The 23,426-nt window shown below is 71.1% G+C and carries 18 protein-coding genes and 2 pseudogenes; 9 read left to right on the forward strand and 11 right to left on the reverse strand.

What is annotated here, in order from left to right:
* Positions 1-4: 4 nt before the first annotated feature.
* Positions 5-181, reverse strand: a complete 177-nt coding sequence (locus tag AC1PME_RS00725) for a DUF3606 domain-containing protein (protein ID WP_160964736.1) — start codon at positions 179-181, stop codon at positions 5-7.
* A 192-nt stretch (positions 182-373) separates the two neighbouring features.
* Entirely contained in the window at positions 374-2,752 is a 2,379-nt protein-coding gene (locus AC1PME_RS00730; RefSeq protein WP_481097000.1) for a TonB-dependent receptor, read from the reverse strand.
* Positions 2,753-3,379: 627 nt separating this feature from the next.
* Here AC1PME_RS00730 and AC1PME_RS00735 point away from each other — a divergent pair.
* Together AC1PME_RS00735 and AC1PME_RS00740 are read left to right on the forward strand one after the other, a co-directional pair.
* Positions 3,380-3,766, forward strand: a complete 387-nt coding sequence (locus AC1PME_RS00735) for a BlaI/MecI/CopY family transcriptional regulator (RefSeq protein ID WP_254459829.1) — start codon at positions 3,380-3,382, stop codon at positions 3,764-3,766.
* Positions 3,767-3,769: 3 nt separating this feature from the next.
* A pseudogene (locus AC1PME_RS00740) lies at positions 3,770-5,035 on the forward strand (M56 family metallopeptidase); the annotation flags it as partial.
* An 847-nt stretch (positions 5,036-5,882) separates the two neighbouring features.
* Here the strand turns inward: AC1PME_RS00740 and AC1PME_RS00745 are convergent.
* The 4 genes and pseudogenes from AC1PME_RS00745 to AC1PME_RS00760 all read right to left on the reverse strand — a co-directional run.
* Positions 5,883-6,671, reverse strand: a pseudogene (locus tag AC1PME_RS00745) (ribonuclease H-like domain-containing protein); the annotation flags it as partial.
* 311 nt (positions 6,672-6,982) lie between these two features.
* The gene (locus AC1PME_RS00750; protein WP_481097001.1) at positions 6,983-9,502 is read right to left on the reverse strand and encodes a DEAD/DEAH box helicase; all 2,520 of its coding nucleotides are present in this window, start codon (positions 9,500-9,502) and stop codon (positions 6,983-6,985) included.
* A 207-nt stretch (positions 9,503-9,709) separates the two neighbouring features.
* Positions 9,710-10,570 (reverse strand): DUF6973 domain-containing protein, encoded by an 861-nt coding sequence (locus tag AC1PME_RS00755; protein ID WP_481097002.1) that lies wholly within the window; start codon positions 10,568-10,570, stop codon positions 9,710-9,712.
* 2 nt (positions 10,571-10,572) lie between these two features.
* Positions 10,573-10,908, reverse strand: coding sequence for a hypothetical protein (locus AC1PME_RS00760; RefSeq protein ID WP_254459834.1), 336 nt, complete (start codon positions 10,906-10,908; stop codon positions 10,573-10,575).
* Between the two features lie 278 nt (positions 10,909-11,186).
* Between AC1PME_RS00760 and trhA the strand changes: the two genes are divergently transcribed.
* Entirely contained in the window at positions 11,187-11,849 is a 663-nt protein-coding gene (gene trhA / locus AC1PME_RS00765; protein ID WP_481097003.1) for a PAQR family membrane homeostasis protein TrhA, read from the forward strand.
* A gap of 64 nt (positions 11,850-11,913) precedes the next feature.
* Positions 11,914-12,426: a hypothetical protein gene (locus AC1PME_RS00770; RefSeq protein WP_307547677.1), complete on the forward strand. Its 513-nt coding sequence runs from the start codon at positions 11,914-11,916 to the stop codon at positions 12,424-12,426.
* A gap of 38 nt (positions 12,427-12,464) precedes the next feature.
* Here the strand turns inward: AC1PME_RS00770 and AC1PME_RS00775 are convergent, their stop codons facing one another.
* From AC1PME_RS00775 to AC1PME_RS00795, 5 genes are all read right to left on the reverse strand, one after another.
* A complete protein-coding gene (locus AC1PME_RS00775; protein WP_481097004.1) occupies positions 12,465-13,373 on the reverse strand; it encodes a hypothetical protein in 909 nt (302 codons plus the stop codon).
* Positions 13,374-13,858: 485 nt separating this feature from the next.
* Positions 13,859-14,899 (reverse strand): lysozyme inhibitor LprI family protein, encoded by a 1,041-nt coding sequence (locus AC1PME_RS00780; protein WP_481097005.1) that lies wholly within the window; start codon positions 14,897-14,899, stop codon positions 13,859-13,861.
* Positions 14,900-15,147: 248 nt separating this feature from the next.
* A complete protein-coding gene (locus AC1PME_RS00785) occupies positions 15,148-15,705 on the reverse strand; it encodes a lysozyme inhibitor LprI family protein (RefSeq protein WP_481097006.1) in 558 nt (185 codons plus the stop codon).
* Between the two features lie 97 nt (positions 15,706-15,802).
* Positions 15,803-17,626 carry a family 43 glycosylhydrolase gene (locus tag AC1PME_RS00790; RefSeq protein ID WP_481097007.1) on the reverse strand — a complete coding sequence of 608 codons (1,824 nt, stop codon included), beginning with the start codon at positions 17,624-17,626 and terminating at the stop codon, positions 15,803-15,805.
* 109 nt (positions 17,627-17,735) lie between these two features.
* The gene (locus AC1PME_RS00795; RefSeq protein WP_481097008.1) at positions 17,736-18,107 is read right to left on the reverse strand and encodes a hypothetical protein; all 372 of its coding nucleotides are present in this window, start codon (positions 18,105-18,107) and stop codon (positions 17,736-17,738) included.
* 36 nt (positions 18,108-18,143) lie between these two features.
* Between AC1PME_RS00795 and AC1PME_RS00800 the strand changes: the two genes are divergently transcribed.
* From AC1PME_RS00800 to AC1PME_RS00820, 5 genes are all read left to right on the forward strand, one after another.
* Complete coding sequence (locus AC1PME_RS00800) at positions 18,144-19,538, forward strand: MFS transporter (protein WP_481097009.1); 1,395 nt, start codon at positions 18,144-18,146, stop codon at positions 19,536-19,538.
* Positions 19,539-19,648: 110 nt separating this feature from the next.
* Positions 19,649-20,464, forward strand: coding sequence for an EcsC family protein (locus AC1PME_RS00805; RefSeq protein ID WP_254459844.1), 816 nt, complete (start codon positions 19,649-19,651; stop codon positions 20,462-20,464).
* A gap of 101 nt (positions 20,465-20,565) precedes the next feature.
* Positions 20,566-21,393 (forward strand): NYN domain-containing protein, encoded by an 828-nt coding sequence (locus AC1PME_RS00810; RefSeq protein ID WP_481097010.1) that lies wholly within the window; start codon positions 20,566-20,568, stop codon positions 21,391-21,393.
* 73 nt (positions 21,394-21,466) lie between these two features.
* Positions 21,467-22,069, forward strand: coding sequence for a DUF938 domain-containing protein (locus AC1PME_RS00815; protein WP_481097011.1), 603 nt, complete (start codon positions 21,467-21,469; stop codon positions 22,067-22,069).
* A 502-nt stretch (positions 22,070-22,571) separates the two neighbouring features.
* Positions 22,572-23,354 carry a hypothetical protein gene (locus AC1PME_RS00820; RefSeq protein WP_481097012.1) on the forward strand — a complete coding sequence of 261 codons (783 nt, stop codon included), beginning with the start codon at positions 22,572-22,574 and terminating at the stop codon, positions 23,352-23,354.
* Positions 23,355-23,426 lie beyond the last annotated feature (72 nt).

Genomic DNA, 23,426 nt, shown 5'->3' on the forward strand with positions numbered 1-23,426 from the left:
GCGGCTACTTGCGCAAGTGCGCGCGTACCGCCGCGGCGCTGCTGCCCACCGCCTGCACCGCGGCGCGCAGTTCCTCGGCGGACACGCCCAGCGCCTGCGTCCAGTAACGCACTTCGTAGTCTTCGTGGAGGTTGATGCGGTCGCGGTCCGGCGAACCGGTGTTGCGGGTGTCGTCGCTCATGCCGATGTCCTGTCGTCCAGAAGCCGCTGCGGTCGTGGAGGGCGCGCCGCAGCGCGGCGGCGAAGCCGACGGACGCGGCATGCGTCGGCGGACCGTTGCGCAAACTTCTAGTCGCGCCAGCGTGGCACCGACGTGAACGCCGTGTGGGCCGCATGCATGCGCGCCCGCCGGCGGGCGCACCTGTGCTGGCGCTCAGAACGCCAGCGACGTGCTGAACAGCACTTGCCGCGGCGCGCTGCTTTGCAGCGTCTGGTAGTCGCCGGCGAACGCCGAGCCGGCGATGTTGGCGGTGCCGATGTTGTGGCGGTCGAGCAGGTTGCTCACGTCCAGGCGCAGTTCCAGGCCCGGCAGCGGGCTGTCCTGGCCCAGCGTGTAGGCCGTGTACGCGTTGACCTGCCAGAACGCCGGCACGCGCAGGTCGTTCTCGTAGGTGAAGGGCTGATGCAGGTATTCGGTGCTGGTGGCGCCGAGCCGCCAGTGGCGCAGATGCGCCGACAGGTCGCTGACCAGCGACACTTGCGGATAGCCCGGCTGCGCCTTGCCCTGGATCGGATAGACGCTGCCGTCGACGACGATGGCGCGGTCGTAGACCGAGCGCGCCAGCGCCACGCCCTGGTAGAACTGCAGGTGCGGCGTCAGGTCGACGGTCACGCCGAGGTCGGCGCCGAACGTGTGCATCTTCGGCATCACCTGCACGGTATTGACCTGCGCGAACTGGGTGCCGACGGCGGCCGACAGCAGGCGATGGCGGATGTCGCCGTAGAACACGTCCGCGGTGACGGTGGCGCGGTCGAAGCGATGGGTGCCGCCGAGGGTGAGGTTCCAGTCCTGCTCCGGCTGCAGGTGGCCGGCCAGGCGATCGAAGGTGGCCTGGTCGGGGACGGTCCAGGCCGAGGCGGTGTAGCCGATGTTGCCGCGCTGGGCGACGCGGAAGCCGTTCATGGCGCTGCCCAGGTCGATGAAGCCATCGGTCTGCGCGGTCGGACTCCAGAACAGCGACAGGTGTGGCAGGAACGCGCTCCTGGCGCGCAGCGTGCCGGCCGCCGGCCGGTCCGGCGCATCGCCGACACCGCCGCCGCTGGTGCGGAAATCCACCGCCTTGGCGCCCAGGCCCAGCACCAGGGTGTCGCTCAGCGCGATGTCGTCGTGCACGTAGGCCTGGCGCGCGCGGGTCGTCCAGTGCGAGACGTTGTCGGTCTTGAACGCCGGGCCGTACGTGTCCCACGGCCCGGTGGTGCGCAGCGGCCGGCCCTGCCCCAGCAGCGGCTCGGTGTACCACGCGGTCGCCGCGTCGGCGTTGCTTTGCTCCTGCCAGAGGCCGGCGCTGAGCGTGTGCCGGCCGTGCAGATAGGTCAGGCTGAACAGGCCGCCGGCGCGTTGCAGGCGCGGCGCCTGCACCTGCTCGGAGAACGGTGCACCGTTGGGCGAGGGCGTGGTCGGATCGCTCAGCGTGGCGTGGGTGCGGCTGCGTGCGCCGTAGACCTGCACGCGTCCGCTGAGCGCGTCGGAGATATGGAAGTCGTGCGCAAGCGAGGCGATGCGGTCGTCGGTGACCTGGCCGGTGTCGTACGGCAACAGCCCGGCCAGCGTGCCGCATGTATAGGCGCCGCAGGAGGCGCCGGCGTTCTGCGGCAGGGCGACGGCATAGGCCCTGGCGTAGTCGGGATAGAAGCTGTCGGCGCGCCAGCCGAGCTTGCCGAGCATGTCGAAGGACAGGTTGTTGTAGCCCCACATCGCCGCATGGCTGGCGGACAGGAACAGCGTGAACGTGCCCCAGGCCACGTCCTGCGTCGCCTTCAGGTCGCCGCGCAGGAAGCGCTGGGTGCCGCCGCCCTGGTACTTGTCGGCGCCCAGTCGCTGCAGGTCGACCTGCACCTTCGGGCCATCGGCGCCGAGTTGCCCGCTCTGCGCAGAGACCGTGGTGACCCGGGTCGCGTCGCTGCCCAGCCCTTGCTTCAGGCGCAGGCCGGGCGTGTCCTTGGGATCGCCCAGGCGATACTCCAGCGCCCCGCCGTTGGCGCTGCTGGAGAACACGCTCACCGGTGCCGCGCCCGGGCTGACGGTGATGCTGCCGATCGCATCCGGCACGCCGACGTTGACCACGCTGGTCCCGGTCAACGACAGGAAACCGCTGTCGTTCAACGGCACGCCTTCGAAGGTGATGCCCATTTCGTTCATGCGGAAGCCGCGCACGAACAGGCTGGTGGCCGAGACGTCCAGGCCCAGGCCATCGGTGGCGGTATAGCTGGCGCCGGGCACGGTCTTCAGCCGCGCCAGGCCGTTGCTGCCGGCGATGTCGGCGTCCATGTCGCCGGCATTGATCACATAGCGGTTCGGGCCGACCACCTGGGTGGGCGCCACCGCCGCCGCATGCGGCGAGGCCACCACGTCCAGCGCGGACAGCGTGGTCGGCGCGCTGTCGGCGTCGACGTTGGCGGCCGCCTCCGCGGCGTGCGCAGAGGCGGCGGCGAGGCAGGCGCCCAGCGTTGCGGACAGCAACGACGGCGTGCACGCCCGCGGGGAACGATGCGGTGCGGACGGCGGCAGGGCGGCGTGGAGGCGGGAGGACATCGCGGTCATGGTCGGATCCGGCGTGGAGTGGGTGAGGTGGCGCAGACACTCGCCCAGCGCAGGACCGCCGCGTCGCGGCGGCGCCCGGCTGGCTGTGTGTTTGCGATGGCAGGGCGCCGCGGTGCGGCGCGGATCACGGCGATGGCGCGCGGCAGCGGCGGCCCGCTCCGGATCGGTGGAGGCGAACGGCACATCCGCGCCACAGCGCGCTTCCCGAGGTGACGACAGCGACGTGAAGCGATGCAGGAAATTCTTGCATCGCATGTGCGCTTGCACCATTGCGCGTTGGTACAGCCCTGCCTGCCACGCGCATGTGCGGCGATACCTGGGTATAGGGCGTGCGTGGGGCTGCACGAACAGCGTCGGATCGCAGCGCGCGTCTACCGCGGCTGCGTGCATGGTGGCGGTGGGTGCGGACTTCGCGCCGCACGCGTGCGCGCGGCATGGACGACCGAATGCCCCGGCCGGAACCGGCATCCGCCGGCATGCGATGGGCGCTGCCGGCCGCGCGGACGGACGCCAGCGTCAGGCCTGGCGCCGACCGCCGGCTCCATGACCTGCGACCTATTGACGACACTTGTCGTCACGGGTAGTTTTGCCGACACGTGTAGTCATCGGAGTGGACGGATGCGCCGCAAATCGATCGGGGATCAGGAACTGGCCCTGCTGCAGTACATCGCCGAACAGGGCGATGCCAGCGTCGGCGAGGTCGCCGCCGGGTTCGGCGAGGCGCGCGGGCTGGCGCGCTCGACGGTGCTGACGATGATGGAGCGCCTGCGCGCCAAGGCCTATCTGCGCCGCCGCCAGGTGCAGGGGGTGTACCGCTACGCCGCCACCAGCGGCCAGGACGACGTGGTGCGCAGCGCGGTCGGCAGCTTCGTCGAGAAGACCCTGCAGGGTTCGGTATCGCCGTTCGTGGCGTGGATGTCGCAGCGCGCCGAGGTCAGCGACGCGGAGCTGGCCGAACTGGAGGCCCTGGTGGCCAAACTGCAATCGCAACGGCGGGAGGACTGAGCCATGCACAGCCTGTTGGGGACGGACGTGTTCGAAGGTCTGCTGTCGCGGCTGCTGGCGACCAGCGTGCAGACGGTGGTGCTGGTCGCGCTGATCTGGGCGCTGTGCCGCTGGCTGCCGACCCTGCCGGCGGCCACGCGCTGCCGGCTGTGGTGGCTGGTCGCGGCGCAGGGCGTGCTCGGCTTGCTGTGGGCCGGTGCGGTGCACTTGCCGGTGCTGCCCGCCACGCCGGCGTCGGCGACGGTCGCCGCACCGGTGGCGATGGTCGCCACGCTGCCAACGCCGGCCTCACGCGACACGATGCCGACCGCGACCGCGACCGGGGCAACGCGGGCCGCCATGCAGGTCAACGTCAACGCCACGGTCGCCACCGCCATGTCTCCGATCGCCGTGCCGTCGGCCCCGGCCTCCGCCGCGGCCTTGCCCTGGGCGCAGGCGCTGGTGGCGCTGTGGCTGGCCGGGGTGCTGGTCTGCAGTGCGCACAGCGTCCTGGCCTACCGCCGCAGCCGCCAGCGTGCCCGCGCGGCGGCGCCGTGCACCGACGCCGCCCTGCTCGGCGCGCTGCGCCTGGCGGCCGAGGCCCACGGCCTGCGCCGGCCGCCACAGCTGCGGCTGTGCGCGCACACCGATTCGCCGCAGCTGATCGGGCCGTGGCGGCCGGTGCTGCTGCTGCCGGCGCGGCGCATGGCCAGCCTGCGCGCCGACGATCTGGACATGGCGCTGACCCACGAGCTGGTGCACCTGCAGCGCCGCGACCTGTGGTGGGGCCTGCTGCCGGCGCTGGCGCAGCACCTGTTCTTCTTCCATCCGCTGGTGCACCTGGCCGGGCGCGAGTACGCCCTGGCCCGCGAGGCGGCCTGCGATGCGGCGGTGGTCGCAGGTCACCGCCATTGCCGTCACGACTACGCACGGCTGCTGGTGCAGCTGGGCGTGGCGCCGCGGCCCAGCGCTGGCCTGGCCAGCGCTTCGCCGACCTTCCTGAGCCTGAAACGGAGATTGCTGATGCTGCAGACCACGTCCGCTTTTCCGCGCCTGGGCGCGGCCCTGATCCTGACCGCAGTGACCGTGCTTGGCGTGGCGCCGTTGCGCCTGGTGGCGCAGCCCGGCCATTCCGTCGCGCCTGCCAGCAAGTCGGGTTCCGCTCATGCAGCGGCACCGACCGCCGCCGAGGCCGACGCCGCAGCCGAGGCGGCCGATGCGGCTGCCGAGGCCGCCGAGGCAGCTGCCGATGCAGCCGCCGAAGCAGCGGAGAAGGCGGCCGACGCCGCCGATGATGCGGACACGGACAACGACACGGCCATGGATGACGGCGCCGCTGCCCGTGCCGCCAACGTGCCCGGGACGCCGCTGCCGCCGCGTGCGGCGACCTCGGCGATGTCTGCCACCTCCGCCGCTTCTGCGACGACCTCGCGTCGCGCGCCGCCGCCGGCCGCACCGTTGCCGCCGCCCGCGCCGCTTGCGCCCCCGGCACCGGCCGTCCCGGCTGCTCCGCCGGCCATCGGCTCGCGGATCAGCACGCGGTCGATGCAGAAGACCCACAACGGCCAAATCGAACAGTCGTATGTCCGGGTCAAGGGCAACCATTCGACGATGAGTGGCAGCAGCGACGAACTCGCCAGCATGAAGCGCGAGACCCAGGGCGATGGCCTGTGGTTCCGCCGCGGCGGCAAGCGTTATGTGGTGCACGATCCTGCGCTGCTGGCACGCTTCGACGCGCTGTTCGAGCCGATCGGCAAACTGGGTGCACAGCAGGGCGAGCTCGGCAAGCGCCAGGGGGCACTGGGCCGCGAGCAGGGCGAGCTGGGCCGGGAACAGGGCAAGCTGGCGCAGGAGGCCGCGGCGCGGGCGCTGGCGCGCATCGACATGGACGCCGTCGCTGCCAAGGCGCAGGCGAATGCCCAGGCGGCGCTTGCGCAGCGCCAGGACGCGCTGTCGGCGAAGATGCGCGCGCTCGGCGAACAGCAGGCCGCGCTGGGCCGGCAGCAGGGCGAACTGGGCGCACGCCAGGGCGAATTGAGCGCGCAGATCGATCGCGAGGTCGACCGCCTGCTCGATGCGGCCATCGTCGCCGGCAGCGCGCAACGGCTGGAGTGATTCCGCCGGCTACGTGCAGCGACTACGCCGAAGCAGCCGCCAGCGCACGCTCTTCGGCCTCGGCGGCGACCAGGCGCTGCAGCAGTAGCGCCAGCGTGACCACGTCCTGGTGGTTGTGCGCGGCGACGCGGCGCAGGTTGCGCGCGCTGCCGCCGCGCAGGTAGCCCAGCCACGCCGCCGGCGCTTCGGCACCGGGCAGGTCGTCCTCGCGCACCACGCGCAGCAACTGCCGCTCGATGGTGGCGAGCTTGCAGTTCTCCCAGGTGCCGCGGTAGCGGCGGCGGGTGGGATGCAGCAGGTCCACGTGGTCCAGCGCCGACAGCGGATCGGCGCAGCGCGCCAGCCGGTAGCGGGTCTTCAGCAACGGCGCGTCGTAGCAGCGGCCGTTGTAGCTGGACAGCACCGTGCCTGGCCGCAGCCAGGCGCGGAACGCTTCCAGCATCGCCTTCTCCGCGCCCATCGTGGCCATCAGCAACTGGCGGATGCGCAGGCCCGGGCCATCGGCCGGATGCACGGTCCAGTCGGCCGCGCCGATCATGAAGGCGCGGGTGCCGGTGCCGCCGGCCAGGCCGGTGGTCTCGGTGTCGAAGAACAGCAGGTCGGTCGGCGCCACCGCGTCCTCGCGGCGGGCGAAGGCCAGCGACAGTGCGCCGGCCGGGACCGGCTGCGGCAGGAACGCCTCGATCAGGTGCAAGCCGGGGGCGATCTCCACGCCGGGCAGATGCCGGTCCGGCGCCGCCGCCGGCCTGCGTGCGGCCGCCGCGGCGGCGGGCGCGACCGCGCGCTCGCGCAGGCCGAGCAGGCGCCGCAACGCAGACACATCGGTCCCACCGCGGTCGAATGGGGCGATGGCGATGGGCGGCGCCACGGCGGTGTCGGTGCCGCCGCGCGCGGGAGTGGCGCGACTGCCTGCCGCCGCCGTCGCGGCGGCAGGCGCTGCGACGGCGCGCGGTTGTGCCGCTGCCTGCCGCGGTGCCTGCGTGGGCGCCGCCGCGACCGCGTCCGTGCGCGAGGCGCGAGGCGCGTCGGCCGCGCTGGGGCTGCCGGAGGACGCCGGCCTGCGCTCGGCGCTGGCGTCGCCGGCCTGCCGGCGCAGCGCGCGCAGGCGCTCCAGGCTGATGCTCATGCGCTCCACTCCGGCAGCGCGTCGGCATCGGCATCGGCATCGGTGGCGATGGTGATCGCGCCGTGCGCGTCCAGCGCCGCATCGTCCAGGTCGTCCAGCAACAACTGCAGCACGCGCAGCGCCAGCGCCCTGGGCGTGGTCGCGCTGGCTTCCTGCGCGGCCAGCACCGGGCCGACGCAGGCCGGGCAGCCGGCCACGCAGTCGCAGCCCTGCACCAGTTCGCGCGCGCGCTGCACCAGTTCGGCCTGGCGCCGCCACAACGGCTCGCTCAGGCCGACGCCGCCGGGGAAGTTGTCGTACAGGTACACGGTGGGCACGAACTGCTGCAGTTCGACGCTGGCCGGCTCGCCGCTGTCGCCGCCGCGCAACTGGCCGCGGCCCTTGGCGTCGGCCACCGCGAACCAGGCGCCATCGCCGTCGCCTACCGCCTGCTGCAGGTCGCGCGCGTCGGCCATCACCGCCACCGTGGCGACCACGTGCAGCGCGTAGGCCGCGCCAAGGAAGCCGTCCAGCGCGTCCTGCTTGCTGCCGAACGCCTTGAGCAGGGTGGCCTGCGGCAACTGCCACCACACCGCGGTGGTGTGCAGCTCCTGGTCGGGCAGGTTGACCGGGCCGTAGCCGATGTTCTCGTGGGTGTAGTAGCGGATCTTCTTGTAGCCGGCCACGCGCCGCACCACGTGCACCTCGCCGTGGTGCGCGTCGCCGCGGCCGGCCGCGCCGCCGTCGAAGCGGTCCAGCACCTTGAGCTTGGTGAAGTCGATGCTGTCGGTGTAGTAGTCCACGTGGGTGCGGGTGACGTAGGCCTTGCGGCCTTCCCAGTCCAGCTTTTCCACCTGGTACGGCGTGCTCTGCACCATGTGGATGGCGCCTTCGTACAGGGTCAGCGCGGCGGCGGAATAGTCCACCTCGGCGATGATCTGCTGCTTGCCGTCGGTCTTGTCCACCACCACGAAGTTGCCGTCGGCCACCGAGCGCAGGCTTACCGCATTGGCCGGGTAGCTGTCGGCGATCCACTCCCAGCGGTCGCCTTCCTGGTGCACCACCTCGCTTTCGGCCAGCGCTTCCAGGAACACCGCCGGGTCGACCGGCCCGAACGCCTCGCCGGCGACGAAGGTCAGTTCGAACGCGGCGCAGCGGATGTGGTCGAACAGGATCAGCGGCTGGTCCGGGGCGATGCGCGCGTGCTCGGGCGAGGCGTCGGCGAAGAAGTCCGGATGCCGCACCACGTACTGGTCCAGCGGTTGCGAGCTGGCCACCAGCACGCCCAGCGCCGGCTGCTGGCGGCGCCCGGCGCGGCCGAAGCGCTGCCAGGTGGCGGCGACGCTGCCGGGATAGCCGTTGAGCACCACCACGTCCAGCGCGCCGATGTCCACGCCCAGCTCCAGCGCCGAGGTGGAGACGATGCCGTCGATGCTGCCGGCGCGCATCGCCCGCTCGGCCTCGCGGCGCTCGCTGGGCAGGTAGCCGCCGCGGTAGGCGCGGATGCGCGGCGGCTTGCGCGGGTCGTGGTCGAAGATGTCCTTCAGGTACTTGGTCAGCACCTCCACCATCAGCCGGGTCTGCGCGAACACCAGGGTCTTCAGCCCGGACTTGATCGCGATGCGGGCGATGCGGTTGCTCTGCGAGCGCGCCGAGGCGCGCAGGCCCAGGTCGGCGTTGACCACCGGCGGATTCCACAGCAGCACGTGCTTGTCGCCGCTGGGCGCGCCGGAGTCGGTGATGGCGTGCACGCGCTGCTCGATCAGCGCCTCGGCGTGCGCACGCGGGTTGCCGATGGTGGCCGAGCACAGGATGAACTGCGGCGTGGCCCCGTAGAACGCGCAGATGCGCTTGAGCCGGCGCAGCACGTTGGCGACATGGCTGCCGAACACGCCGCGGTAGGTATGGATCTCGTCGATCACCACGTAGCGCAGGTTCTCGAAGAACTGCGCCCACTTGGTGTGATGCGGCAGGATCGCCTGGTGCAGCATGTCCGGGTTGCTGACCACGATGTCGCCGTGCAGGCGGATCGCCTGGCGCGCATCGCCCGGGGTGTCGCCGTCGAAGGTGAAGGCCTTCACCCCCAGGTCGCCGGCGCGGTTGAGGTCCAGCAGCTCGGCGACCTGGTCCTGCGCCAGCGCCTTGGTCGGGAACAGGTACAGCGCCTTGGCCTGCGCGGTCATCGCCGCGGCCACCACCGGCAGCGTGTAGCACAGCGACTTGCCCGAGGCGGTGGGGGTGACGATGGCCACGTGCTCGCCGCGCTGCGCGGCGTCCCAGGCCTCGGCCTGGTGGCTGTACAGCTGCGCGATGCCGCGTTCGCGCAGTGCGGCGGCCAGGGCCGGCGGCACGTCGTCCGGGATCGGCGCGTAGCGGCCGGCCTGGCCGGGAATGGTGAAGCTGCCGGTGATGCGGTCGTGGTAGCGGCGCTCCAGCCGCGCGCTGAGCAGGGCGCCGTCGCGCGAGGGCATCCCGTCGGTGGTGGACAGGGCGCGCTCGGCGTCCTCGGTGCGCGGGGCTAGGGCGTGGGCGGGCATCGGCACGGCTCTCAAAGCGGAACAGGGAAGCGAAATCGCGTCTCAGGGTATGAGACGGCGACCGCCGAGGCGAGGCGCACAGGCTGAGCGGATTCAGGCGGGGTGCTTGCGCGGCGACGGTTTGCCGGGCGACCGGGGATTGGCAAGGGGCGGGCCGCTTGGCTGCGACGTAGCGCCAGCGCGGTCGCGCTGCGCGCACGTTGGCCGCTAGTAGCCGCGCGCCTGTCCCTGGGTCGGAGGCTGCGCTTGCTCGTAGGTCTGCACGGCGTGCTGCTGTTCGGCCTGAGACGCGCTGTCGCGGATCGGCGGTGCCTGGGTCTGGGCGTCCACCTGCGCGCGAAATCCCGGCGTCCGGCCTGCAATGAAGATCTGATCCTCTTGCAGCGTCACCGCCCCGAGCTGGTCGACCCGCGCGATACCGGCGGTCTTGGCGGCGACGAGCGCCTGCGCCACCTTCGTATCGGAGATGCTCCCAGGCAGGCGATCGCGCAAGGCATCGAAGTAGGCGCGATCCGGATGGTGCGGCGGAAACCGGTCCAGGGCCCGATCCTGCAGCTTGGCCACGTCGCGATTGATCCGGTCGACGGCCGCCTGATCGACGAGGTCGCGTTGCGGGTCTCCCGCGGCCAACGTCAGACGCGGATCTTCAGGATAGAGCTGCTTCAGCCGCGGATCGTCCAGTCCTTTCACGAGGTCGCCGCGCTGCAGCGCGGCGTAGGTCTCCCGAGCCAGTGCGTCGGCGCCGGCAGTGCGGTCGCCGATGCGTCGGCCGGCCTCGTTGTTCCACAGATCCATGCGGTGTTCGTAGGGATCGTTCCGATGGGCCGGGCCGATCTCGGCATCGTTGCCGAACTTGCGCGCGATCCATTGCTGGCCGAAAGCGATCTGGGTGACGCGTCCGCTGGTATAGGCATGACGGAACGCATCCAGCGCGTCGTTGTGGCCCTGCGGCTGGATGCTGCCATCGGCGCGGCGCGCCAGATGGACGCCGCTGAGCTGCTCATAGTGCCGATACGCTTCCTGCTCGATCTCGCGCTTGGCGCCCCTGGGATCGGTGATGTCGACCATGCTCAGCGCTCCGCTGGCTTCAGGAACTCGATCGGGCCTGTGTAATCGGGATACTTCTTGCGGATGAGAATGCGTTGATCGGGCGTGACGCATGCGTCCTCCAGCGACTGCGGCACATGCGCCTCGTCGACGAAGAACTGCGTATAGGGCAACGACAGCACGCGTTCGTGCGCATCGTCCTTGAACCGCAATTGCAGGGTGTCGTGGCGCTCGAAGCACAACGACGTCCAGGGGAAATCGGTCAGCTTGGCGGCTTCCACGATCGTCGCGTCGCGTCCACCGAGCAGCGTCTCGACGCGCTGGGCGAACTGGGCTTCGGACACAGGGGGCTCGGTCATGGCACATCCTGCAAGCAAGGCGAACGGGAGAGGATGCAGGAGGGACAGCAGCCGTCGCGGCGCGGTCATCGGCGTGGCTCCTTCCATCGGTCGGGCAGAATGTAAACCCGGCCCTGTGAAGGCTTCAAGCATCGCGCCCATGCGCGACGGCGACGGTACAGCCGTACCTGCCTGCAGGCACCGATAAGCGCCGGCGCTGCAGCGCACGGGGCCGGACGCGTATCCTGTGCGTCCCCCCAGCACCACGGCATGCCCTTCCCGAAGTGCCGAAGATCGCCTTGCCCGCATCGACTTCCCCGCCAGTCCCGCACTACCGCAGCGCCGCCGCCCGCCGCGCCGACCTGCTCGTGCACGCCGCCGGCCTGCTGCTGGCCGTGGTCGGCGGCGCGCTGCTGGTCTGGCGCGCCCATGCCAACGACGCGCTGATCGTGGCCACCAGCATCTACGCGCTGGGCCTGCTGACCATGTTCGCCTGCTCGGCGGCGTACAACTTCGCCCCGCCGCAGCGCCAACCGGTGCTGCGCAAGCTCGACCACGCCGGCATCTTCGTGATGATCGCCGGCTCCTACACGCCGTTCTTCGTGCTGGCGCTGTCCGGTGCCTGGGTCTGGTCGATGACCCTGGCGGTATGGGGCGTGGCGTTGTTCGGGGTGTTCGCCAAGCTGTTCCTGCCCGGCATCGCCAAGGGCTTCTGGGTGGCGATCTACCTGTTGCTGGGCTGGGCCGGGATGGTCGCGGTCAAGCCGATCGTGGCTGGGCTGGACACCCCGGTGCTGTGGTTGATCGCCGCTGGCGGGGCGATCTACACGGTGGGCGTGGCCTTCTACGTGCGCAAGTCGATGCTCTACAACCGCGCGATCTGGCATGCGCACGTGCTCGGCGGCGCACTGGCGCACTGGTGCGCGATCTGGCTGTGCCTGCGGCCGCTGTCGCCGACGTGAACGGCGGCGCGGGCGCGCTAGAGATGACCGCGCCGCGTCCGTAAGCTCGGGCGCCATGGACAGCATGGACACAGCGGATCCGATCGGCCGGCGCCTGCGCGCGGTGCTGGCCGTCGCGTTGCTGGCGGCGTGCGTACAGGCGCAGGCGCAACAGGCCGCGCCTGCGACCGATGCCGCCGCGCCGCCCGCGGCATCGGTCGCCACGCCGCCGGCCACCGACGCTGCCAAGGACGACATCCAGACGCTCGGCGAAGTACGCGCGCTGCCGCCGGACGAGGGCGAGCCGCTGGACCTGTACCGGTTCAAGAATCCGGTGACCCCACCGCCCAACCGCTTCGACAAGGACTGGCGGCCGCCGCCCTCGGTGGAGCAGGTCAGCCAGAGTGGCGGCTACATCGCGCTCGGCGTCTACTACCTGGCCGGCAAGGCGGCCAAGGGCCTGCACGCGCTGACCGGCGGCCCTGACCAGGTCCAGGCCGCCATCGCGCGGCCGCCGCCGCAGCTGACCGAGGCCGAACTGCAACGGGCCATGAAGGTGTGCGCGGAACAGGGTGGGGGTTGCGCGGCGGGGCAGTGAGATGCGCCGCCGCGCAAGCGTCGCCCGGCTCGGCGACCTCAGTCGCAGGCCCAGTCCAATCGCAGGCCCTGGATGTCCAGTTGCGCGATGCCGCCGCCGAAGTTGTAGCCGCCGAAGGCCTCGTCGAACTCGATGTAGTACGGGCTGAAGTCGGGGATGCCCTGTACCGGGCGCATGGTGCCGCCGAGGTGGTTGATGGCGTGGCCGGCGGCCCAGTCGTGTTCTCGGTAGTGCTCGCGGCTGACCACGCCGTCCTTCCAGTAGTAGAACGGCTGATAGCCGCCGGGATCGGGCGCGTCGCCGACTGTCTCGCGCGGCGGCACCCCGGCATTGGGATCGTGCTCGCGCAGGCGCAGCCGCAGCGGACGATGCAGGGCGAAACGGTCCGGCGCCTGCGGCAGCGGCGCGCTGCGCGCGTCCCACGCCTCGCATACTGTCGCGCTTCCGACCTGCAGCCATTCCGGCGGCGGCGTCTGCTGCAGCAACGGGCTGTCCACCAGCGGCGGCGGCCGGCATGGCGCGCCATCCACCTCTTCCTGCCGCAGCAGGATCAGCGCATAGGCGCAGTCCAGAAGGTCCTGCATGCGCCGCAGCCTCGGGTGGGCCTGCAGCGCGCGTTCGCGGAACGGTTGCAGTGCCGGGTCGGCCAGCGCCTGCGCGGGCGTGGCGATCGCGGCGTGCATCCCGTCCACTGTTCCGGCCGGGCCGCCGTCGTTATGGTCCGGCGCGGTGGCGAAGAACGACACCGCGACGATGTCCGGGCCGTGCACGCGGTAGTCCGGTGGCAGCCGCAGGGTGAAGCCGTGCTGCATCGGATAGCCGCTCCACGGATCCAGCGGCCATTGCGCCGCGGCGATGCCCGGCGGCAGGCCGAAGCACCAGCCGTCGCTGTCGGCAACGGGCGCGCCGCCGTGCCAGTCTCCGGGTTCGATGTCGTAGGCGTGCATCGGAACGCTCTCCAAGGTTTCGTGAGACTGCAGGGTCCGATGTCGCGACGCCATCGGCGGGTGCCGTGTCAGCGACGAGGATCTTCGTCGCAATGGCAGGTTCCGCGGCCCGGCCTGGCGATTGCACGAGTTCGCGGCCTAGCCCGGCCTTCTCGCCGAGCTTTTCGTACAACTCGACATGGGTGAGATGCGCATAGCCGCGGCCGTAATAGGCTTCGCCACCGTGATAGGACAGCGTCACTGCCTGCTTTCGCCCCCAGTCCTCTTCAGGTGCCTGGAAGTCTCTGGATTCGTGCTGAGCTGTCGCCAGCACATACGCGATCTGCCGGGTGTCGGTGACACCGTGATCCAGGCAGCTGCGGACGATCAGGTCGACCGATTGTTCGCGTGTCAGTCCGAATCCCGCGTTTTGCTTGCCGTATCCGTCGCTCATGGGATGTCCTTGTCTCTTTGCACCTTGCTGTCGTAACGCCGCACTGGCCTGGCTATTTGCAGGAATCGATGGCCTTGCTGGACTGCCGTGTCGGTGTCGTTCCACGCAATGCAATCGCGACCATGGTGCGCTTGCACTGTCCTTGTTCGGACCACAGGTGCAGGGTTGTGCCGCTGATCCCGGAGAGTGTGAGGCCGCGCGTGGCCTGCGCGAGCTTCTCACTTTTCACAAAGCGCCGAGTCTTTGGGTCGAACAAATAATAGGTGTAGGCGGGCGCGCCGAGGGGGCCGGAAAAGTCGGTCCACAACAGCAGATCGTCGTAGCCGTCACCATTGATGTCCGACACGATCGCGGTATAGCGCAGGCCCTCGCTCTGTTCATCCTGTTGAGCGATGGGGCCGCGGTAGGCGGCGACATAATCCTGCCGGTCCGCTGTCTTGTTCAAAAAGACCAGCGACGGGACGGGAATGGACTGCTTGCCCGCCGGGCGCTGCACCACGACCATCGCGGGCGCGCAGCGCAGTAGCAGCCCGCCAGTGTCGCGACAATGTGCGTCTTCGATCTGTAGGCTTAGATCCCCCAGCGAGAAGGCGACCTGTCCCGCAGCATCCGGCAGCCCCACGGCGGTGAACGCCTTCGCCACCGAGGTCGCATCCCGCAACGGCGCCATTGGCTTGGCGGCGCTGGCCGTCGCGACGAACCGCGGATCGTTCAGTTGGCGCAGTCGGCTGATCGTCGTGGCCAATCTGCATTGCTTCGCATCCAGGCGCATCGCCGGGCTTGCCTGCTCCGGCAGCTTGCAACGGTCCTGGTAGATCTGCGCGATCCATTGGCGCTGTGCACCTTGTAACGCCGCGCGTTCCTTTCCGGAAGGAAGGGCCGCCATGCGGGCGCGGTAGACCCGGTTCAACTCGCTGTCCTGATAGACGAACTCCTCGTCGACGCAGCGTTCCCGCGCGTCCTGCTGCGTCGCCTTGGCGAGGCACTGAGAATAGCTCGGGCGCAGCGCGTCGCGCTGCAACGCCAGCAAATCCGCACCCGATGGCAGGGGCGGCACTGCTGCGGCTGCGGCACCCAGCGCGACAGCGGACAAGGCGCCGAAGCACCGTGTGGCCAACCGGCGTGCAGCGGACCATCGAAGCGCGGATGGAGGGCATCCGTGCGGCAGTTGTGTCAGCGCGCTCCGCTTGCGAATCGGATCCCGCCTTTCCATGCCTGGCATGTCCTGCCTCCGTGCAACGCGTTGGAAAAAACCTAACAGTGGCCTCGCTGCCCGGACAATCGCCAGCGCAGTGCGCTTGTCACGTATCGTCCGGTAGTTTGCCTAAACCGTAGCTGTCCTCAACGCCCGCCGCGCGTATAGCCTTCCAGTTCGTCGGCGCGGGAGCTGATCCGGCGCAGGCTGGCTTCGGCGCTTTGCAGGCCCGCCTCCTGGCCGCGGGCGCCGAGTGCCCTGTCCAGGTCCGCGGCCTGGGCGTTGGACTGCTGCCAGGTGTACTGCGCATCCATCAGCCGGGAGCGGTCGCTGCCGCTGAGGCGGTAGCGCAGCCTGTCGTAGGCGCGGTCCAGGCGTTCCTGCTGCACGCGTTGCTCGCGCTGGATGCAGCGGCGGCTCTCGTCCAGGCCCTGCGCCTGCTTGCGGCAATCGTGGTAGGTGGCGGACAGGCCATCGCGCGGGGCATCGGGCCCGGCGCCGGGCGGCGGCATCTGCTGCAGTTGCTGCCGCATCCGCTGGATCTGTTCGGCCTGCTGCTGCAGCAGGCGCTGCTGTTGCTGCAGTTGCGCATCGCGCGGGTCGATCTGCTGCGCGGCGGCGTTGCCGCACACGCCGGCGATCACCGCGGCGATCAGCCATGCGCGCAGCCGGCGCTGGCCCTGGGGTCCCTGGTGCTGGTGCATCGTCCTTCTCCTTCGATCGGCAGCCGATCCTCCCGCACGCCGCATCGCGGCGCGCGGTCGAGGTGGCGCCAAGCATACGGGAAGGGCGGTGATGGCTTCATGGCACGGCGATGGGGGCGCTCAGCGGGGAGACACCGCGTTCGTCGAAGGCTTCGACGGCGAACACGTAGTCCTGGTCGACGTTCAGCGCGCGGATCTCCAGGTCGGTGCCGCGGTCGGCGAACACCTGGTAGGTGAGGGTGAGGCGGTCGGCGCGCAGGCCCCAGCGCACGTTGTAGCCGACGGCGCCGGGCACCGCCTGCCACTGCACATGGGCATTGCGGCGGTCGGCATCGCGGCGCGCGGCGACGCCGGTGGGTGCCGGCGGCGGGGCGCCGTCGGCGTTGCCGAACACGCGCAGGTCGCTGATCGCCAGATGGGCGGCGCCGACGTGGCCGTGCACGTAGCGGAGGTAGCGGGTGCGCACCGGCGCGGGCAGTTGCAGGTAGGCGTTGGGCCGGTCGCGGCGGTCGGCGCCGTCGCCGACCTCGGCCAGCGGCAGCCAATGGCGGCCGTCGCGCGAATGCTGCAGCCGGAACGCGGTGTAGATGTCCGGCGCATCGCCGTAGCGGCCGGCGCGGTAGTCGGCGAAGTTGACCTGCACCGCGCGCACGCTGCGCTCTCCGCCCAGGTCGACGGTGAGGGTCTCGCCCGGTGCGTTGCGCGCAGCCACCCAGTAGCTGCGTGGGTCCTCGTCGGTGGCGCGGTCGGCGGCGAAGCCGTCCAGCGTCGACGAGGCGCTGGACGGTTTGCGGTAGGACAGCAGCATCCAGCCGGTGAACAGCGCCTCCGGGTCGGCCACCGGGCCTTCCGGCATCCAGTGCGGGAAATCGCCGAAGCGGGTGGACACGCGCATCTGCCCGTCGGCGGAGAACGCGGCGGGGAACAGCACGATGCGCCGTTCGAAGGTCCAGTTGGCGCCGATCCAGGCGGTGCCGCTGTTCCACCAGTTGCCGTGCATGTCCTGGAAGGTGGAGCCGTGGCCGGCGCCCTGCATGAAGCCGCCGGGCTTGTACGCCACCGGGTTGTAGGCGGCGTAGGTGAAGGGGCCGAGCGGATGCTCGCCGACGTACACGCCGTTGGCGTAGGCGTTGTACTCGCTGCCCGGTGCGCCGTACTGCAGGTAGTAGCGGCCGCCGGTCTTGGTCATCCACGCGCCTTCCAGGTAACTGCCGATCGGGCTGCCGTCGGGGAAGCGGGCGCCGCGGTGGTCGGGGCCGAAGCGCTCCCAGCCGTGCCGCGCCGGGTCAAGCGCGAGCAGCGGCGTCGGTACGCCGCGGAAGGCGACCCCTTGCGCGCTGCGGTCCATGGCGATGCCGTACAGCGGGTAGCGGTCCGACGACCCCCAGTACAGGTACCACTGGCCGTCGTCGTCGATGAACAGGTCCGGGTCCCAGGGGCCGGGCGGCACGTCGCTGAGCGGCCGGCCCTTCATTTCGGTGCCGATCGGCTGGGCGCGCGGCAGCTTGGGCAGCAGCCGGGTCAGGAAGTCGAGTTTGCCGCTGGCCGGGTCGCGGGTCTGCAGCAGCGGGCGCGGTTCGAAGGCCGACTGCATGATCACCAACCGGTCGCCGTCGGCGACCACTGCCGGCGCGACGATGCTCTCGAACGGCCAGCGGCTGGGCGTCACGAACTGCCAGTCGAGCAGGTTGCTGGAGCGCCAGTAGCCGTCGGCCAGGGTCTGGAACAGGTAGTAGGCATCGCCGAAGCGCACGAACACCGGGTCGGCGCCGGTGCGATAGGAGATGCCTTCGTTGAGTTGCTCGAAGTTGTAGCGGTAATCCAGGTCGATCGGGTTGGCGTAGCTGCGCGTGCCCGGCGCCTGCGCTGCGGCCAGCCCGGCGGACGCCAGCAGCGCCAGCGTTGCGAGTGTCCTGAACATGTCGATGGCCTTCCCCCGATGGCGGCGCGGCTACCGTAGCAAACGCCCGCACCCGCTGCGATGCGTCCGCCTGGAAGGCGCGCACGGAGTGCTTGGCGGGCACCTTGCATCACTGCGGGGACGCGTCCCGTAGGAGCGGCTTCAGCCGCGATTGGCATTCCCGGGAACGCCCGTCGCGGCTGAAGCCGCTCCTACCAGGGCAGGCGGCCTCCGGCTTGAGTGTCGCGGAAGCAGGTGATGCGCGGTGCCCGTGCGTCGCCTGTGCCGCGACGACGACCTGCAGCGCACCGATCCGCGGACCTGTGCGTTTCGCCAGCGCGTGTTCGTGCCCGGGCGCGAACAGGACAGCCGGTTGCTGCGCCGACGCGCTGCCCGCACCGACCTGCGGCGACGAACCCTGCATCCGGCTGAACGCCAACGCGGCACGGTCGGCAGTTTTCGCCCGTGGCGGTGGCGCGCGCGCCGGCGGATCGTGCAGCATGCCGCGGCGCGTTTCCTTCCCCCAGGACCTGTCCGCATGCGCGATGCCGCCGTTGCCGCCTCCGATCCCGTCGCCCTGGTCGCGGCGCGCCTGGAACGCCTGCCGCCGACCCGGACCCTGTGGCGCCTGGTCGCGCTGCTGGCGCTGGGCGGCTTCTTCGAACTGTACGACCTGTTCCAGACCGCCTACCTCAGCCCCGGCCTGCTGCGCGACGGGATCTTCGCCGAGGGCGCGGCCGGGGTGTTCGGCATCGCCGACCAGGCGGCGTTCGCCTCGGCGACGTTCCTGGGCCTGTTCCTCGGGGCGAGCCTGCTCAGCCCGCTGGTCGATCGCTTCGGGCGCCGCGCGGTGTTCTCCTTCGCGCTGCTCTGGTACAGCGTGGCCACCGTGGCGATGGGCCTGCAGCACAGCGCGCTGGGGGTGATCCTGTGGCGCGGCGTGGTCGGCATCGGCCTGGGGATCGAACTGGTCACCATCGACACCTACCTGTCGGAAATGGTGCCGCGGCAGATGCGCGGCGCGGCGTTCGCGCTGGCGTTCTGCGTGCAGTTCCTGGCGGTGCCGGCGGTGGCGCTGAGCGCCTGGGCGCTGGTGCCGCACGCGCCGCTGGGCGTGAGCGGCTGGCGCTGGGTGGCGTTGCTCAGTGGCGGCTTCGCGCTGGCGGTATGGTGGCTGCGCAGCCGCCTGCCGGAGTCGCCGCGCTGGCTGGCCACGCGGGGCCGGCATGCCGACGCCGACGCGGTGCTGCAGCGGCTGGAGGCGCGCTGCGCCGCCGACCTTGGGCGGCCGCTGCCGGCGCCGGAGCCGGAGCCGACGTCGGCCGTGGCGACGCCGAGACTGTCCCTGCTGTGGCAGGCGCCGTACCGGCGGCGCATGGCGATGCTGGTGGCCTTCCACATCTTCCAGGCGATCGGCTTCTTCGGCTTCGGCAACTGGTTGCCGGCACTGCTGGCGCGGCAGGGCGCCGACAGCGTGCACGGGCTTGGCTACGCCTTCGCCATCTCGCTGGCCTATCCGCTGGCGCCGCTGCTGCTGCTGAGGGTGGCGCAGCGCTGGGAAAACAAGTGGCAGGTGGTGGCGTCGGCCCTGGGCGCGGTGCTGTTCGGCCTGCTGTTCGCCTGGCAGCACCAGCCGCTGCCGCTGATCGCCTGCGGTGCGGCGGTGACCTTCTGCAATGCCTGGATGAGCTTCGCCTACCACGGCTACCAGGCCGAACTGTTCCCTACCGCGCTGCGCGCCCGCGCGGTGGGCTTCTGCTATTCCTTCAGCCGTCTGTCCACCGCCGCCAGCAGCCTGCTGATCGGCGTGCTGCTGGAGCGCAGCGGCCACCGCGGCGTGCTGGGCTTCATCGCCGCCAGCCTGGTGCTGGCCGCCGCGGTGGTGGGCCGGTTCGGGCCGCGCACCCACCAGCGCGCGCTGGAGCGGATCTAGGCGCGCAGGCACGGTCGGTTCCTGAACGTCCCGCACCGGTCATCGGCCCTCGACACCACGCCGCTGCCGCCCGGTGCATGCTGTCGCCTCCCTCGCCACGAGCTTCGGCCATGACCTCGCTACTGCCCGTTCCCGTGATGGACGCCGCCGACCACCGCGACCTGGCCCAGGCGCGCGCACTGCTGGAACACCCGGGCCTGGCCGCGAAGATCGCCAATGCGGTGGGCGCGCCGATCGAGGCGCTGATCAGCAAGCGCATCCCCAAGCCGTTGTCCTCGCGCATCGATGCGGTCAGCCAGCGCGCGCTGCGGGTGGCGCTGCGCTCGGCGCTGCTGACCCTGCGTGCGCAGGCGCCGGAGCGCGCGCGCCCGCGCCTGCACGGTGCCGCGGTGGCGGCGACCGGCGCCGCCGGCGGCTTCTTCGGCCTGCCCGGGCTGGTGGTGGAGTTGCCCGTGACCACCACGCTGATGCTGCGCTCCATCGCCGATATCGCCCGCGCCGAGGGCGAGCGCCTGGATGACCCGGCCACTGCCCTGGCTTGCCTGGAGGTGCTGGCGCATGGCGGCCGCAGCCATCGCGACGACGGCAGCGAATCGGGCTACTTCGCGGTGCGCGCGGCGATGGCGCAGCAGCTCAGCGCCGCGGCGCAGTACATCGCCGCGCACGGCCTGGGCAGCAAGGGCGCGCCGGTGCTGGTGTCGCTGCTGTCGCGCATCGCCGCCAAGTTCTCGGTCACGGTCAGCGAGAAGCTGGCGGCGCAGGCGGTGCCGCTGGTCGGCGCGGCCAGCGGCGCGCTGCTCAACACGGTGTTCATCTCGCACTTCCAGGCGATGGCGCGCGGCCACTTCATCGTGCGCCGGCTGGAGCGCCGCTACGGCGAGGCGGCGGTGCGCCAGGCCTACGAGGCCTTGCCGGCGGGGCGCTGAGCCGCGCCGGTGCCATATCGTGCTGGCCGCGGCGTGCGCGCGCTGGCACAGTGGCGGGTGTTGCGACGCTTCTTTCAATCTCTTTGCCGCAGGTGCACGCCATGAAAACCCGCCACCGTTCCGACAGCGACGACGACCAGCCGCGGCTGGCGGTGCTGATCGACGCCGACAACGCGCAGCCGTCGGTGATCGCAGGCCTGCTCGCCGAGGTCGCCAAGTACGGCGTGGCCAGCGTCAAGCGTATCTACGGCGATTTCACCAGCACGCGCATGACCCAGTGGAAGCAGGCGCTGCTGAAGCACTCGATCAGCCCGGTACAGCAGTTCGCCTATACCAGCGGCAAGAACGCCACCGACAGTTCGCTGATCATCGACGCGATGGACCTGCTCTACACCGGCCGCTTCGATGGGTTCTGCCTGGTCTCCAGCGACAGCGACTTCACCCGCCTGGCGCAGCGCCTGCGCGAGGAAGGGCCGACCGTGTACGGCTTCGGCGAGCGCAAGACCCCGGACGCGTTCGTGCAGGCCTGCGACAAGTTCATCTACACCGAAGTGCTGCGCAGCGAGGCCAGCGCCGCCGAGCCGGCCAAGCCTGCCGCCGCGGCCGCCAAGCCGGCGGCCAAGGGCCGCAAGAAGCCGGCCGCGACACCGGCGAAACCGGAGCCGGCGCCGGTACCGACCGAGACCAAGGCGGCGGCGCCGCTGACCCTGCTGCGCCAGGCCATCGAGGAAGCCTCCGACGACCAGGGCTGGGCCGGACTCGGCAGCGTCGGCGGCTATCTGAACAAGGTGCGTCCGGATTTCGATCCGCGCCTGTACGGGCACAAGAAGCTCAGCGACCTGCTGCGCCGGCTGTCGGCGCACTTCGAACTGGAGGAGCGCGGCAACGAGGGCGGCGGCAAGCGCATCTTCGTGCGCTCGCGCGGATGAACCCGCAGCCGCCGCCACGCGCGCCGTGCCGCGGCGCCCTGGTCTGCTTCGGCGCGCACGGGTGCACGACACGATGAGCGATCGACCCTACGCCCCTTCCTGCGACCGCAATCGGGATCCGATCCTGCAGGTGCTGCACCGGCACTTCGCCGACCGCCGCCGGGTGCTGGAGATCGGCAGCGGTACCGGCCAGCACGCGGTGCATTTCGCCGCGGCGCTGCCGCAGCTGACCTGGCAATGCAGCGAGCGCGCCGAGCATCTGCCCGGCGTCGCGCAGTGGCTGGCGGCCGCGGGCCTGCCGAACACGCCGCCGGCGCTGGCGCTGGACGTGCGCGAGGGGCCGTGGCCGCGCGCCGGCTACGATGCGGTGTTCACCGCCAATACCCTGCACATCATGGGCTGGGACGCGGTGCAGGCGTTCTTCGCCGGCGTCGGCCGGCTGCTGGCCGACAGCGCCGACGGCATGCTGGTGGCGTACGGGCCGTTCAACTACGGCGGCGTCTTCACCAGCGACAGCAACCGCGACTTCGACGCATGGCTGAAGACGCGCGACCCGGCCAGCGGCATCCGCGATGCCGAGGCGGTGGACGCGCTGGCGCGGGCGCAGGGCCTGGTGTTGCAGGAGGATGTGGCGATGCCGGCCAATAACCGCTGCCTGGTCTGGCGCCGCGGGTAGGCGCGGCCGGCCGCGGCCGCGTATCCGGCCAGGGCGTGTGCGAACGCCTGGCGTCGTCATCGCCGCGTACGCATGTCGACACACATCCACCGCGGTGTGCGGACGCGGTTTGTCTTGCACCGCGTGGTGGCCCGCGATGCGTCGTGGATCACGCGCAATGCCGGCTGCGGCGGTACGGATGGCTGCTTATTGCCATGCTGCACAGCAACGTGTTGGAACGCCCGATCTGAGGGCGTCAGCAATGTCGTCGCGATGTTGTGCCTGATCGCCGCTCGCTGACGAAGCCGCGGAGATCCCGCTGCGTCGAGGCCGGGCAATGCCATGCCACCGCCCTGACGTCCACGTGTTGCGTCCAGGTGACGATGGCGCACCGCCTCCCTCATGGCGAATTCACCGCGATGCCACGGCGGATTCACCGCGCGCTTGCCACTGTGCGCCGACACCCGCCGCCGCCAGACGTGCCTGCGGCCGGTGCTTCCTTCATTCGCGACGGAGCGTTCTCATGGACAACAACGACAAAGCCCGCGATCTCAATCGCGACCCGATCTCCGGTACGCCGGGCTCGCATCCGGTCGGGGTCGGCATCGGGGGCACCGCCGGCGGCGTGGCCGCGGGCGCGCTGGCCGGCACCGTGTTCGGGCCGCTCGGCACCTTGATCGGCGCGGCGGTCGGCGTGGTCGCCGGCGCGGCGGCGGGCAAGGGCGTGGCCGAGCGCATCGACCCCACCGGCGAGGACGCGTACTGGCGCGAGGAGTACCGCAACCGCGACTACGCCAAGGCCGATTACGACTACGACCGCGACTACGCCGCGGCCTATGGCCTGGGCCTGCAGGCGCGCGAGCAGGATCCCTCGCGCAGCTGGGACGAACACGAGCGCGAACTGTCGCACGACTGGGGCAAGCGCCGCGGCGACTCGCGCCTGGAATGGGACGAGGCGCGGCTGGCCGCACGCGATTCCTGGCAGCGCGCCGACGCCACCTACCGCACCTACGAGGACAGCGACCGCTACTATGCCGAGCGCTTCGACAGCGTGGATTACCGCGGGACCGACAGCAGCTACGACGACTACCGCCCGGCCTACCGCTACGGCGTGCAGGCGCGCAGCCGCTACCGCGACCGCGTCTGGGACGACCGCCTGGAATCGGATCTGGAAAGCGGCTGGGAACGCGTCAAGGACCGCTCGCGGCTGAGCTGGGCGCAGGCCAAGGCCGCCGTGCGCGAAGCCTTCGATTCGGATCGCTACGATCGCCCCGGCCGCGGCAATCCGCCCGATCCGCGGGTCTGATGTCGCCGCGCGTTCGGTCGGGATGCCGCCAGCGGCGCCCGATTGAATCGCGGCTTCCTTCGACGCAGCGGC

The organism is Xanthomonas sp. NCPPB 901 (genome assembly GCF_056725085.1).

Excerpts from the sequence above, each read along its gene's own strand:
- AC1PME_RS00725 (WP_160964736.1), bottom strand. The coding sequence starts at position 181 with ATGAGCGACGACACCCGCAACACCGGTTCGCCGGACCGCGACCGCATC.
- AC1PME_RS00730 (WP_481097000.1), bottom strand. The coding sequence starts at position 2,752 with ATGTCCTCCCGCCTCCACGCCGCCCTGCCGCCGTCCGCACCGCATCGT.
- AC1PME_RS00735 (WP_254459829.1), top strand. The coding sequence starts at position 3,380 with ATGCGCCGCAAATCGATCGGGGATCAGGAACTGGCCCTGCTGCAGTAC.
- AC1PME_RS00750 (WP_481097001.1), bottom strand. The coding sequence starts at position 9,502 with ATGCCCGCCCACGCCCTAGCCCCGCGCACCGAGGACGCCGAGCGCGCC.
- AC1PME_RS00755 (WP_481097002.1), bottom strand. The coding sequence starts at position 10,570 with ATGGTCGACATCACCGATCCCAGGGGCGCCAAGCGCGAGATCGAGCAG.
- AC1PME_RS00760 (WP_254459834.1), bottom strand. The coding sequence starts at position 10,908 with ATGACCGAGCCCCCTGTGTCCGAAGCCCAGTTCGCCCAGCGCGTCGAG.
- AC1PME_RS00770 (WP_307547677.1), top strand. The coding sequence starts at position 11,914 with ATGGACACAGCGGATCCGATCGGCCGGCGCCTGCGCGCGGTGCTGGCC.
- AC1PME_RS00775 (WP_481097004.1), bottom strand. The coding sequence starts at position 13,373 with ATGCACGCCTACGACATCGAACCCGGAGACTGGCACGGCGGCGCGCCC.
- AC1PME_RS00785 (WP_481097006.1), bottom strand. The coding sequence starts at position 15,705 with ATGCACCAGCACCAGGGACCCCAGGGCCAGCGCCGGCTGCGCGCATGG.
- AC1PME_RS00790 (WP_481097007.1), bottom strand. The coding sequence starts at position 17,626 with ATGTTCAGGACACTCGCAACGCTGGCGCTGCTGGCGTCCGCCGGGCTG.
- AC1PME_RS00795 (WP_481097008.1), bottom strand. The coding sequence starts at position 18,107 with ATGCTGCACGATCCGCCGGCGCGCGCGCCACCGCCACGGGCGAAAACT.
- AC1PME_RS00800 (WP_481097009.1), top strand. The coding sequence starts at position 18,144 with ATGCGCGATGCCGCCGTTGCCGCCTCCGATCCCGTCGCCCTGGTCGCG.
- AC1PME_RS00805 (WP_254459844.1), top strand. The coding sequence starts at position 19,649 with ATGACCTCGCTACTGCCCGTTCCCGTGATGGACGCCGCCGACCACCGC.
- AC1PME_RS00810 (WP_481097010.1), top strand. The coding sequence starts at position 20,566 with ATGAAAACCCGCCACCGTTCCGACAGCGACGACGACCAGCCGCGGCTG.
- AC1PME_RS00815 (WP_481097011.1), top strand. The coding sequence starts at position 21,467 with ATGAGCGATCGACCCTACGCCCCTTCCTGCGACCGCAATCGGGATCCG.
- AC1PME_RS00820 (WP_481097012.1), top strand. The coding sequence starts at position 22,572 with ATGGACAACAACGACAAAGCCCGCGATCTCAATCGCGACCCGATCTCC.